A 12742-nucleotide genomic window follows, 5' to 3' on the forward strand; every position below is an offset into this window, starting at 1 on the left:
GCGCTTTTAGCAGGCGGGCCATGACCCGCAACGGTAAATGCTGCCATGTCGATCTTGCAGGCCATCAGAACCTTTTTCTTTTACCTGCTGCTGGGCACCAGTTCGTTTCTCTGGTGCACCCTGAGCTTTTTTATTGCGCCGTTCCTGCCGTTTAAGGCGCGCTATCGTTTTATCAACGTTTATTGGTGCCGCTGCGCGTTGTGGCTGAGCAAGGTATTCCTCGGCATCCGCTTCGAAATCAAGGGCGCTGAAAACGTCCCGCAGCAGCCTTGCGTGATTCTGTCGAACCACCAGAGCACGTGGGAGACGTTCTTCCTCTCGGCGTACTTCTCGCCGCTTAGCCAGGTACTCAAGCGTGAGCTGCTGTACGTGCCTTTTTTCGGCTGGGCCATGGCCATGCTGCGACCGATCGCTATCGACCGGGATAACCCCAAGGCTGCGCTCAAGCACGTGGCCAAGAAGGGCGACGAGTTGCTCAAAGATGGCGTTTGGGTGCTGATCTTCCCGGAAGGTACTCGCGTGCCGTTCGGCACTGTCGGCAAGTTTTCGCGCGGCGGCACAGCACTCGCGGTCAATGCCAACCTGCCGGTGCTGCCGATTGCGCACAACGCCGGCAAGTTCTGGCCGAAAACCGGCTGGGCGAAACGTGCCGGCACGATCACCGTGGTGATTGGCCAGCCCATGTACGCCGAAGGCGAAGGCCCGCGTGCAATTGCCGCGTTGAATGACCGCGCTGCGGCATGGAACGAAGCGCAGCAACGCGCCATGGGTTCGTTGCCGCCGGAGCCTGTTGTGGTCGAGACGCCAGTGCTATAAAAAATTGTGGATAACCTGTGTACGGTTTGTGCGAAAACTGCCATTTTTTGTCCATAACGAGCTGATTTTATTACATATTTCTTAAGCTCATAAAATATCGAAAACCGTGCATAAGTTTTTCGCGCATTAAAAAACCGGTCCTTGAGACCGGTTTTTTATGCACAACCAAAAAGCCGGATATTTCAGTGGTCCAGCAACGGCAATCGCAGGCTGAAGGTAGAGCATCTACCCAACTCGCTTTGACATAAAATGCGCCCGCCGTGACGCTCTATCACCGCTTTAACCATCGTCAGGCCCAGCCCTAAACCCTCGCTGCCTTGCGCCGAATCAAACCGCCTATATTGGCTGAACAGCTCCGGCAGATCTGCTGCGGCTTTGGCCAACTGCACGAAGGCTTCAGTGAGGTTCAAGGCTCGCTTAACCTGTTGCTCGATCCGGGCACATATCGGTGAGGTGTCGTTATGCACATCCAGCAACGCCAGGATCGCCGAGAGGGCAGGGCGAACGCCATTGTGCAGCGGCGGATACCCCAGGTCGGCGAGTTGCTCCAGGATGTTTTCAGTCACCAGGTCATTACCAAACACTTCACGAGCAACGCGGTTGGCAATTGCGGGGCGAATGATGACCTCAGCAAACCGTTCCGCCCCAACGAGCTAAAGGCTCGATGTCAGCGCTGTTTTATGCCGCCACGGCCTGCAAAAATCTTCCACCCATGAAGTACAGAGTTTCAACGACCTTACCTTCGACGATGCGGAGCTGACCGTCACCCGCGCGGGTAAACCGATCACATTGACCGAGCGCGAATACCGCTTGGCGAGCTGCTTGTTTGCCAACCTGACACGCCCGCTGTCTCGGGAATACCTGTATGAGCGCTTCTGGACGCATGAGGAAATAGTCTCATCGCGGCCACTCGACACGCATATCTATCGGCTGCGCAACAAGCTGGGGCTGACCGCGGATCGCGGTTGGCAGTTGCTGACGATTTATGGGTATGGGTATCGATCGGAGAGTGTGACGCCGGCCTAAGCTCGCTGAGAAATGCGATGTTCCACGTGGAGCATTCTCAAATATCGCGCAATAAAAAAGGCCAACGCTAAGCGTTGGCCTTTTTGTTGTAGCAGGGTTACCTGATCAGAAATCCAAGTTGGACACTGCCAGGGCGTTGCTCTCGATGAAGTCACGACGTGGCTCGACCGCATCACCCATCAGGGTGTTGAAGATCTGGTCCGCGCCAATGGCGTCTTCGATGGTCACGCGCAGCATGCGACGCTGAGCGGGGTCCATGGTGGTTTCCCACAGTTGATCCGGGTTCATTTCGCCCAGACCTTTGTATCGCTGGATGGTATGGCGCTTGGTGCTTTCGGCCATCAGCCAGTCGAGGGCTTCTTTGAATTCCTTGACCTGCTTCTTGCGTTCACCACGTTGAATATAAGCACCGTCGTCCAACAGCGTGCTCAGTTGCGCGCCCAAGGTTACGACCGTCTTGTAGTCATTGCTGCCGAAGAAGTCGCGGTTGAAGGTGACGTAGTTCGACAGGCCGTGGGAGATCAGTTCAACCTCTGGCAGCCACACGTTACGTTCACGGTCTTCACGCAGGCTGGCTTTGTAGACCAGGCCAGACTTCTCGACAGTGCGCAGGCGCACTTCGTATTGGGCCAGCCAATCCTGCATCGCCGCATGGTCACCCAACTGCTCAAGGCTTACAGCCGGCAGGTAGATGAAGTGTTCGGTGAGTTCCTGAGGGTACAGGCGCGACAGACGCTTGAGGGTCTTCATGACCATGCGGAAGTCGTTAACCAGACGCTCCAGCGACGCACCGGAGATGCCCGGGGCTTCGTCATTCAAGTGCAGGCTTGCATCTTCCAGGGCCGACTGCGTCATGTACTCTTCCATGGCGTCGTCGTCTTTGATGTATTGCTCTTGCTTGCCCTTTTTCACTTTGTACAACGGCGGCTGAGCGATGTAGATGTAACCACGCTCGATCAACTCCGGCAGCTGACGGAAGAAGAAGGTCAGCAACAGCGTACGGATGTGCGAACCGTCGACGTCAGCATCGGTCATGATGATGATGTTGTGGTAGCGCAACTTCTCGATGTTGTACTCGTCGCGGCCGATACCGCAGCCCAGCGCCGTGATCAACGTGCCGACTTCCTGAGAGGAAATCATCTTGTCGAAGCGGGCTTTCTCAACGTTGAGGATCTTGCCTTTCAACGGCAGGATAGCCTGGGTGCGACGGTTACGACCCTGCTTGGCGGAACCGCCAGCAGAGTCACCTTCCACCAGGTACAGCTCGGAGAGGGCAGGGTCTTTCTCTTGGCAGTCGGCCAGTTTGCCCGGCAAGCCTGCGATGTCCAACGCGCCTTTACGACGGGTCATCTCACGGGCTTTACGTGCTGCTTCACGCGCACGTGCGGCGTCGATCATCTTGCCGACAACCAGCTTGGCTTCGTTCGGGTTCTCGAGCAGGAAATCGGAGAAGTACTTGCCCATCTCCTGTTCCACTGCGGTCTTCACTTCGGAAGACACCAGCTTGTCTTTGGTCTGGGAACTGAATTTAGGGTCTGGCACTTTCACCGAGATAATCGCCGTCAGGCCTTCTCGAGCATCGTCACCGGTGGTGGCGACTTTATGCTTCTTGGCCAAGCCTTCAGCTTCGATGTAGTTGTTCAGGTTACGCGTCAGCGCGGAACGGAAACCCACCAAGTGAGTGCCGCCGTCGCGTTGTGGAATGTTGTTGGTGAAGCACAACAGGTTCTCGTTAAAGCTGTCGTTCCACTGCAGGGCGATTTCCACGCCGATGCCGTCTTCGCGCTGGATGTTGAAGTGAAACACCTGGTTAACCGCAGTCTTGTTGGTGTTCAGGTATTCAACAAATGCACGCAGGCCGCCTTCGTATTTGAACAGCTCTTCTTTGCCGCTGCGCTCGTCCTTGAGGACGATACCCACACCGGAGTTGAGGAAGGACAGTTCACGAATGCGCTTGGCCAGGATGTCCCAGCTGAAGTGAATATTCTTGAAGGTCAGGTCAGACGGTTTGAAGTGGATCTGCGTACCGGTGGTTTCACTCTCGCCAACGATTTTCATCGGCTCCTGTGGAACGCCATGCACGTAGGTCTGTTCCCAGATTTTGCCGCTACGGCGAACCGTAAGCACCAACTCTTCGGACAGCGCGTTCACGACGGACACACCTACACCGTGCAAACCGCCGGAGACTTTATAGGAGTTGTCGTCGAACTTACCGCCGGCGTGGAGCACAGTCATGATGACCTCTGCCGCCGATACGCCTTCTTCTTTATGCACATCGACCGGAATGCCGCGACCGTTGTCGCGCACGGTGATGGATTCATCCGGGTGGATGATGATGCTGATGTCGTCGCAGTGACCGGCCAAAGCTTCGTCGATGGAGTTGTCGACCACCTCGAACACCATGTGGTGCAGACCGCTACCATCATCGGTGTCGCCGATGTACATACCGGGACGTTTGCGTACGGCATCCAAACCTTTCAGCACTTTAATGCTGGTCGAGTCGTACGTGTTTTCTTCGCTCATGCCTTCACTCCCGGTGGTCGTGGGTCTGGGTGATACGGCCTTGTTCCACGTGGAACAAAGCGACTGGCGTTTCCGTCTGCCAGCCTTCCCTCAATAATTCGTGGTCTACACAGGTGATAAACACCTGGCAGCGTAAGTCTTCCAACAAGCGGCATAACGCGCGGCGGTGTTGCTCGTCGAGTTCAGACGGCAAGTCATCCACCAGATAAATACACTGACCGCGGCGGGCCTGGCTAACCAGGTGACCCTGCGCGATCCGCAATGCACACACCACCAATTTCTGCTGACCACGGGACAAGATGTCCGCGGCATTATGTGCGCCTAATCTAAGGCGCAAATCAGCGCGTTGGGGGCCTGCCTGGGTGTGACCAATTTGCTGATCCCGTTGTAAAGAGGTGGCGAGCACTGCGCTCAGCTCACGTTCTTTATCCCAACCACGGTAGTAACTCAGCGTCAGCCCCTCGAGATCCAACAACTCACTCAAGGTCTGTTCAAAGACTGGTTTCAAGGCTTTGATATAGGCGCGGCGGTATTCATCTATTTCGTCGCTGGCCAGGCACAGTTCCCGGTCCCAAGCTGCTTGCGAAGCGGCGTCAAGTGTACCATGCCGCAGCCACGAGTTCCGCTGCCGCAGGGCCTTCTGCAACCGCTGCCACGTGGCCATAAACCGTGGTTCCACGTGGAACACTCCCCAATCGAGGAACTGTCTGCGGATTTTTGGCGCGCCCTCTAAAAGGCGGAAACTGTCGGGGTTGATCAGTTGCAGCGGCAGAATTTCCGCAAGCTGCGCGGCACTGCGAGCATTTTGCCCATCAATGCGAATTTGAAATTCACCGCCGCGATCACGAGATATGCCCAGGCTGCTGTGCCCGCCCTCAGCCAATTCGACTTGGCCAAACACCGTGCATGCCAATTGCTCGTACTGAATCACCGGCAACAGGCGCGCGCTACGAAAGGAACGCGCAAGCCCCAGCAAATGGATGGCTTCCAGCACGCTGGTTTTGCCACTGCCGTTGGCGCCATGGAGGATATTGATGCGGGGGGAGGGGGAGAAGGTCACCGGGTGCAGATTGCGCACCGCGGTGACCGAGACGCGACTGAGGGACATCTAGCTTCTGCTGAGCATGGTTACAGGCGCATCGGCATAACAACGTAAGCCGAGTCGTCGTTGTCGGATTCTTGCACCAAGGCGCTGCTGTTGGAGTCAGACAGAATCAGGCGTACCTGTTCAGTCGTCATCACGCCGAGTACGTCGAGCAGGTAACTCACGTTAAAGCCGATCTCCAGCGAACCGCCGTTGTAGTCGACGCCCACTTCTTCTTCCGCTTCTTCTTGCTCCGGGTTATTTGCCTGGATTTTCAGCTGACCATTAGCCAGTTGCAGGCGAATACCACGGTACTTCTCGTTCGACAGAATCGCGGTACGGCTGAACGCTTCGCGCAGGGCCTGACGATCACCGACCACCAGCTTGTCGCCACCTTTAGGCAGCACGCGCTCGTAGTCCGGGAACTTGCCGTCAACCAGCTTGGAGGTAAAGGTGAACTCGCCGGTGGTTGCACGGATGTGGTGCTGACCGAGGACGATACTCACGTTGCCTTCCGGCTCGGTGAGCAACCGTGCCAGTTCAAGGATACCTTTACGCGGCACGATGACCTGGTGACGGTCCGGCTGACCGATATCGGCCTTCATCGAACACATCGCCAAGCGGTGGCCGTCGGTGGCGACTGCACGGATGATGCCTTCCGACACCTCAAGCAGCATGCCATTGAGGTAGTAACGCACGTCCTGTTGAGCCATGGCGAAGCTGGTGCGCTCGATCAAACGGCGCAGTTTGCTTTGTTCAAGGCTGCACGTCAGCGAGCCAGGGCCTTCTTCCACCGTCGGGAAGTCGTTGGCAGGCAACGTCGACAGGGTGAAGCGACTGCGCCCGGCTTTGACCACCAACTTTTGCTCATCAACCTTGATGTCGATCAGCGCGTCGTTGGGCAAGCTTTTGCAGATGTCCATCAGCTTGCGCGCCGGCACCGTAATTTCGCCCGGTTCTGCAGGTTCTTCCAGCTGTACACGACCCACCAGTTCGACTTCCAGGTCGGTACCGGTGAGGGACAATTGCTGGCCTTCGACAACCAGCAATACGTTGGAAAGCACCGGCAAGGTCTGTCGGCGCTCAACGACGCCTGCGACCAGTTGCAGGGGTTTCAACAGGGCTTCGCGTTGAATGGTGAAATGCATGGTCTAGTCCCTTGCCTTAATAAGCTGCGCTGGTGTCATCACGTAGTCAGTGTACGCAGCAGGTTCTTGTAGTCCTCGCGAATATCCGCGTCGGATTCCTTAAGTTCGTTGATCTTTCGGCAGGCGTGCAAAACCGTGGTGTGGTCGCGACCGCCAAACACATCACCGATTTCCGGCAGGCTGTGGTTGGTCAACTCTTTAGAGAGCGCCATCGCCACCTGACGGGGACGTGCTACCGAGCGCGAACGGCGCTTGGACAGCAGGTCGGAAATCTTGATCTTGTAGTACTCGGCAACGGTGCGCTGAATGTTATCCACACTCACCAGCTTGTCTTGCAGCGCCAGCAAGTCTTTCAGGGATTCGCGGATCAGCTCGATGGTGATGTCGCGGCCCATGAAGTGCGAGTGAGCGATGACACGCTTGAGCGCGCCTTCCAGTTCACGCACGTTGGAGCGAATACGTTGGGCGATAAAAAACGCCGCATCGTGGGGCAGATCGACTTTCGCCTGGTCGGCCTTTTTCATCAAGATGGCAACGCGGGTTTCAAGCTCCGGCGGCTCGACCGCAACGGTCAGGCCCCAGCCGAAGCGCGACTTCAAGCGTTCTTCCAGGCCTTCGATTTCTTTCGGGTAACGGTCGCTGGTCAAGATGACCTGCTGGCCGCCTTCGAGCAGGGCGTTGAAGGTGTGGAAAAACTCTTCCTGGGAACGCTCTTTGCGCGCAAAGAATTGAATGTCATCGATCAACAGTGCATCGACAGACCGATAGAAGCGCTTGAACTCGTTAATTGCGTTGAGCTGCAAGGCCTTGACCATGTCGGCCACGAAGCGCTCCGAGTGCAGGTACACGACCTTGGCATTCGGGTTCTTCTTTAATAGATGGTTACCCACAGCGTGCATCAAGTGCGTCTTACCCAAACCAACGCCGCCATACAGGAACAGCGGGTTGTAACCGTGCTTGGGGTTATCAGCCACCTGCCAGGCAGCCGCGCGGGCCAACTGGTTGGATTTACCTTCGACGAAGTTTTCAAAGGTAAACGTGCGGTTCAGGTAACTGGTGTGCTTCAGCGCGCCTTCAACCTGCACGGTGCGCTGTTCGGCGCGTACCGGTGCTTGTTGGGAGCTGGCACCCGCCATTGGGTCAAAGCTGTCGCGCGACGGCTCTTCATTAATAGGCGCGTTTTTCTGCGACGTGGATTTCGAAGACGCTTGGGCAACGGGCGCTTGCACGTTATTAACAGGTGCCGAGGTTTGCTGCGCCTGCGAAGCACTTGCCGCCAACGGCGCATTCGGAGCCGCGCGCGGTGCGGAGCTGCGTTTGCTGCCTATTAATAAGGAAAGAACGGGCGCGATGCCATTGCCGTGTTCATCGAGCAATTCGAGAACGCGGCTCAGGTACTTCTCGTTAACCCAGTCGAGAACAAAACGATTCGGCGCGTAGACACGCAACTCGTCGCCTTCGGCTTCGACCTGTAGCGGACGGATCCAGGTGTTGAATTGCTGGGCAGGCAGCTCTTCGCGCAAAAGCTCCACGCACTGCTGCCAAAGTTCCACTGACACGGATATCCCCTAAGTTGAAAGCCGGTGAGGCAAAAACAGCCGCCATTGTAGCGGTCAGCCGCCTACTTATCCACATGTAGGTTGCTCACAAGGCAGCCAAAATCAACGCGTTAAGCATCAAAAAGCCGACCAGTGGTGTGTGCATAAGCTCTGTGGATAAGCGCACCTAAGCCCGTTGCACAAGTGGGGTCGAAAGTCTGTGGGTAACTGGCCTGTGGATAACAAGCCATTCCACACACAGCTTATCCGACAGCGCAGCACAGGCAGAGCACCGTTTCTCCCCCGCTTTGTCATCCTCTGTACAGCACGTAAAACGTGGCCTAAAGGTAGTTATCCACAGATAAGTGGCCCTATAGCTTTTATAAGCTTTACAGAAAAGCTTTAAATAACTTCCTTCTTTATTTTTATATCTATGGCACTGCTCATGAAAGCCCGGTCGGACAAAAACGTGGCGAGGGGCCACAAACATATAATTAGAGGAAAAGCTGGTTGGAAATTGACCTAGAGGCTTGCTTTCTCTAGAATCGCCGGTCTCTTAAAACGGGGGCCATTCCGGCCCGTTGTGGACGAACCAGGTAACAACGCCATGAAACGTACTTTCCAACCAAGCACCATCAAACGCGCCCGTACTCACGGCTTCCGTGCTCGCATGGCTACCAAGAACGGCCGTGCTGTCCTGTCGCGTCGCCGCGCCAAAGGTCGTGCGCGTCTGGCAGTTTGATAATCCGGTACTGGTGGTGAGTCAGGACTTCAGTCGGGAAAAGCGTCTGCTAACCCCCCGGCATTTCAAGGCAGTCTTTGACTCCCCCACCGGCAAGGTTCCGGGGAAAAATCTCCTGCTCCTTGCGCGTAACAACGATCTTGATCACCCCCGTCTCGGGTTGGTGATCGGCAAGAAGAGCGTAAAGCTCTCCGTTGAGCGCAATCGCCTCAAGCGTCTGATGCGCGAATCGTTTCGCCTCCACCAGGACACTCTGGTTGGTTGGGATATTGTTATCGTCGCGCGCAAAGGCTTGGGGGACGTAGAAAACCCCGAATTGATTCAGCATTTCGGCAAGCTCTGGAAACGTTTGGCGCGTACCAATAAGCCAGCACCAGCAGTCAGCACCGAAACTGTAGGGGTATACAGCACCAATGCGTAAACTGGCCCTCGTTCCGATCCAGTTTTACCGTTATGCCATTAGTCCTCTGATGGCTAACCACTGTCGTTTCTACCCCAGTTGTTCCTGCTACGCGTTAGAGGCCATAGAAAATCATGGCCTTGTGCGCGGTGGCTGGCTGGCCTTTCGTCGTTTAGGTCGCTGTCATCCGTGGAATCCCGGTGGTTATGACCCGGTTCCGCCTATCCCTACCTCCCGTTCTTCTTCGATGGCCGAGTAATCATGGATATTAAACGCACGATCCTGATCGTCGCCCTGGCAATCGTGTCCTACGTCATGGTTCTTAAGTGGAACCAGGACTACGGCCAAGCTGCCCTGCCGACTCAGAATGTTGCTACCAATCAGGCTGCGCCGGCTATTTCGGACACGCCTCTGGGTACCAATGCGTCCGCGAGTGCCGATGTTCCCAGCGCGAATGGCGAGACAAGCGCCCCTCTAGAAACGCCAGTGGTCACCAATAAAGACCTCATCCATGTAAAAACGGATGTGCTCGACCTGGCTATCGACCCACAAGGTGGTGATATCGCGCAGTTGAAACTGCCGCTGTATCCACGTCGCCAAGACCATCCGGATGTGCCGTTCCAACTGTTTGATAACGGTGGCGAACGTACTTATCTGGCACAAAGCGGCCTGACCGGCACTGACGGTCCGGATGCGCGTGCTACCGGTCGTCCGGTTTATTCGACCGAACAAAAGACTTATCAACTGGCTGATGGCCAGAACCAGTTGAACGTCGACCTGAAATTCAGTCAGGACGGCGTCAACTACATCAAGCGTTTCAGCTTTACCCGCGGTTTGTACGACTTGAAGGTCACTTACCTGATCGACAACGAAAGTGCCAAGCCGTGGACGGGCAACCTGTTTGCCCAGCTTAAGCGTGACAACAGCGCCGATCCTTCTTCCAGCACCGCCACCGGCACCGCGACTTACCTGGGCGCAGCCCTGTGGACAAGTGGCGAGCCGTACAAAAAAGTGTCGATGAAAGATATCGACAAGGGCGCGCTGAAAGAAACCGTTCAAGGTGGCTGGGTTGCCTGGTTGCAACACTACTTCGTGACCGCATGGATCCCGAACAAGGGTGAAGCCAACCTGGTTCAAACCCGCAAAGACAGCCAAGGCAACTACATCATTGGCTTTACTGGCCCGGCGTTGAACGTCGCTCCAGGTGCCAAGGCTGAAACCAGCGCCACTCTGTACGCCGGCCCGAAAAGCCAGGCCGTGCTGAAAGAGTTGTCCCCAGGTCTGGAACTGACAGTGGACTACGGCATTCTGTGGTTCATTGCCCAGCCGATTTTCTGGTTGCTGCAACATATCCACAGCATCGTCGGTAACTGGGGCTTCTCGATTATCTTCCTGACCATGCTGATCAAGGGGATCTTCTTCCCTCTGTCGGCAGCCAGCTACAAGTCGATGGCGCGCATGCGTGCCGTGGCACCGAAACTGGCCGCGCTGAAAGAGCAACATGGTGATGACCGGCAGAAAATGTCGCAGGCCATGATGGAGCTGTACAAGAAAGAGAAGATCAACCCGCTGGGTGGATGCTTGCCGATTCTGGTGCAGATGCCGGTGTTCCTGTCGCTGTACTGGGTACTCCTGGAAAGCGTAGAGATGCGCCAGGCACCGTTCATGCTGTGGATAACTGACCTGTCGATCAAAGACCCGTTCTTTATCCTGCCGATCATCATGGGCGCAACCATGTTTATCCAGCAGCGTTTGAACCCGACTCCGCCGGACCCGATGCAGGCGAAGGTCATGAAAATGATGCCAATCATCTTCACCTTCTTCTTCTTGTGGTTCCCAGCCGGTCTGGTGCTGTACTGGGTGGTCAACAACGTGTTGTCGATCTCTCAACAGTGGTACATCACACGTAAAATCGAAGCGGCTACCAAAAAAGCTGCGGCGTAATTTACTCTGTGGATAACCACTCAAGACGCCCCCTAGTGGGGCGTTTTGCTTTCCGTCACTTTTGTTCTGGAACCTGCTGATGAGCTTTCCTCGTGAAACCATCGCTGCTGTCGCTACCGCTCAGGGTCGTGGCGGTGTCGGTATCGTTCGAATTTCCGGGCCGCTTGCAGGCGTTGCAGCCAAGGCGATCAGCGGCCGCGAGTTGAAACCGCGCTATGCGCATTACGGTGCCTTTCTGGACGCCGATGAAACGGTGTTGGACGAAGGCCTGGCGCTGTATTTTCCGGGGCCCAATTCCTTCACCGGTGAGGACGTTCTGGAATTACAGGGCCACGGTGGCCCGGTGGTGCTGGATATGTTGCTGCAGCGCTGCCTGCAACTGGGGTGCCGCTTGGCGCGCCCGGGTGAGTTCAGCGAGCGCGCATTCCTCAACGACAAACTCGACCTGGCTCAGGCCGAAGCCATTGCTGACTTGATCGAGGCCAGTTCTGCACAGGCGGCGCGCAATGCGTTGCGCTCGTTGCAGGGCGCTTTCTCTTTGCGTGTGCATAACTTGACCGAGCAGTTGATCAGCCTGCGCATCTACGTTGAGGCGGCGATTGATTTTCCCGAAGAAGAAATCGACTTTCTCGCCGATGGCCACGTTCTGGCAATGCTGGATAAAGTCCGTGATGAGTTATCCACAGTACTGCGTGAAGCGGGCCAGGGTGCCTTGCTGCGCGACGGGATGACCGTTGTGATTGCCGGGCGGCCGAATGCCGGCAAATCGAGCCTGCTGAATGCCCTGGCAGGGCGTGAAGCCGCGATCGTGACTGAGATCGCCGGCACCACGCGGGACATCTTGCGTGAACATATCCACATCGATGGCATGCCGCTGCACGTGGTCGACACCGCCGGGTTGCGCAACACAGAAGACCAGGTAGAAAAAATTGGCGTGGAACGAGCGCTAAAAGCCATAAGCGAAGCAGACCGCGTGCTGTTGGTGGTCGATGCGACGGCGCCTGAGGCGCTGGACCCGTTCGCACTGTGGCCGGAATTCCTTGAGCAGCGGCCCGACCCGGCCAAAGTCACCTTGGTGCGTAACAAGGCTGACCTGACGGGTGAAGCCATTGCGCTGCACACCAGTGAGGATGGCCACGTCACCATAAGCCTGAGTGCCAAGTCTGCCGGCGATGGGTTAGAGCTGCTGCGCGACCACTTGAAGGCCTGCATGGGCTATGAGCAGACCTCAGAGAGCAGCTTCAGCGCGCGTCGCAGGCACTTGGAGGCGTTACGTCACGCCAGCGCAGCGTTGGAGCATGGTCGTGCTCAGTTGACCTTGGCGGGAGCTGGCGAGCTGCTGGCTGAGGACTTGCGTCAAGCGCAGCAACTGCTGGGCGAAATCACCGGCGCTTTCAGCTCGGATGATTTATTGGGGCGGATCTTTTCCAGCTTCTGTATCGGTAAATAACCCTTCGATGTTCACAGACAGGCCACTCGCGCCTGTCTGTTTCCCCGATTTCAGCGTTTTCTCCTACCTTT

Annotated in this window: 10 protein-coding genes and 2 pseudogenes; 7 read left to right on the forward strand and 5 right to left on the reverse strand. The window is 56.3% G+C overall.

Features of this window, described 5'->3' with window-relative positions:
• Positions 1 to 45: 45 nt before the first annotated feature.
• The gene (locus tag F0169_RS21120) at positions 46 to 816 is read left to right on the forward strand and encodes a lysophospholipid acyltransferase family protein (protein WP_058415821.1); all 771 of its coding nucleotides are present in this window, start codon (positions 46 to 48) and stop codon (positions 814 to 816) included.
• Positions 817 to 998: 182 nt separating this feature from the next.
• On the opposite strand, the pseudogene F0169_RS21125 reads toward F0169_RS21120, so the two are convergent.
• Positions 999 to 1424, reverse strand: a pseudogene (locus tag F0169_RS21125) (sensor histidine kinase); the annotation flags it as partial.
• Here F0169_RS21125 and F0169_RS21130 point away from each other — a divergent pair.
• Positions 1422 to 1842 (forward strand): annotated as a pseudogene (locus F0169_RS21130) (response regulator transcription factor); the annotation flags it as partial. The pseudogenes F0169_RS21125 and F0169_RS21130 overlap by 3 nt on opposite strands.
• 105 nt (positions 1843 to 1947) lie before the next feature.
• Here F0169_RS21130 and gyrB read toward each other — a convergent pair.
• Genes gyrB through dnaA form a run of 4 tightly spaced genes read right to left on the reverse strand, consistent with a single transcriptional unit; the run spans position 1948 to position 8156 of the window.
• Positions 1948 to 4365: a DNA topoisomerase (ATP-hydrolyzing) subunit B gene (gyrB, locus tag F0169_RS21135; RefSeq protein WP_058415819.1), complete on the reverse strand. Its 2418-nt coding sequence runs from the start codon at positions 4363 to 4365 to the stop codon at positions 1948 to 1950.
• Between the two features lie 4 nt (positions 4366 to 4369).
• Positions 4370 to 5473, reverse strand: a complete 1104-nt coding sequence (gene recF, locus F0169_RS21140) for a DNA replication/repair protein RecF (RefSeq protein WP_010565854.1) — start codon at positions 5471 to 5473, stop codon at positions 4370 to 4372.
• Positions 5474 to 5493: 20 nt separating this feature from the next.
• Positions 5494 to 6597: a DNA polymerase III subunit beta gene (gene dnaN / locus F0169_RS21145; protein WP_010565855.1), complete on the reverse strand. Its 1104-nt coding sequence runs from the start codon at positions 6595 to 6597 to the stop codon at positions 5494 to 5496.
• A gap of 38 nt (positions 6598 to 6635) precedes the next feature.
• Positions 6636 to 8156 (reverse strand): chromosomal replication initiator protein DnaA, encoded by a 1521-nt coding sequence (gene dnaA, locus F0169_RS21150; RefSeq protein WP_058415818.1) that lies wholly within the window; start codon positions 8154 to 8156, stop codon positions 6636 to 6638.
• A 586-nt stretch (positions 8157 to 8742) separates the two neighbouring features.
• Between dnaA and rpmH the strand changes: the two genes are divergently transcribed.
• The 5 genes from rpmH to mnmE all read left to right on the forward strand — a co-directional run bounded on the left by rpmH (position 8743) and on the right by mnmE (position 12671).
• A complete protein-coding gene (gene rpmH, locus F0169_RS21155) occupies positions 8743 to 8877 on the forward strand; it encodes a 50S ribosomal protein L34 (RefSeq protein ID WP_003213577.1) in 135 nt (44 codons plus the stop codon).
• 16 nt (positions 8878 to 8893) lie between these two features.
• The gene (rnpA, locus tag F0169_RS21160; protein ID WP_341869108.1) at positions 8894 to 9298 is read left to right on the forward strand and encodes a ribonuclease P protein component; all 405 of its coding nucleotides are present in this window, start codon (positions 8894 to 8896) and stop codon (positions 9296 to 9298) included.
• Positions 9291 to 9536: a membrane protein insertion efficiency factor YidD gene (yidD, locus tag F0169_RS21165; protein WP_082649112.1), complete on the forward strand. Its 246-nt coding sequence runs from the start codon at positions 9291 to 9293 to the stop codon at positions 9534 to 9536. The genes rnpA and yidD overlap by 8 nt, the downstream gene beginning before the upstream one ends.
• Before the next feature lie 2 nt (positions 9537 to 9538).
• Positions 9539 to 11221 (forward strand): membrane protein insertase YidC, encoded by a 1683-nt coding sequence (gene yidC / locus F0169_RS21170; RefSeq protein WP_058415817.1) that lies wholly within the window; start codon positions 9539 to 9541, stop codon positions 11219 to 11221.
• Between the two features lie 79 nt (positions 11222 to 11300).
• Positions 11301 to 12671: a tRNA uridine-5-carboxymethylaminomethyl(34) synthesis GTPase MnmE gene (gene mnmE, locus F0169_RS21175; protein ID WP_152747535.1), complete on the forward strand. Its 1371-nt coding sequence runs from the start codon at positions 11301 to 11303 to the stop codon at positions 12669 to 12671.
• Positions 12672 to 12742 lie beyond the last annotated feature (71 nt).

The organism is Pseudomonas kitaguniensis (assembly GCF_009296165.1).
GTDB lineage: Bacteria > Pseudomonadota > Gammaproteobacteria > Pseudomonadales > Pseudomonadaceae > Aquipseudomonas > Aquipseudomonas kitaguniensis.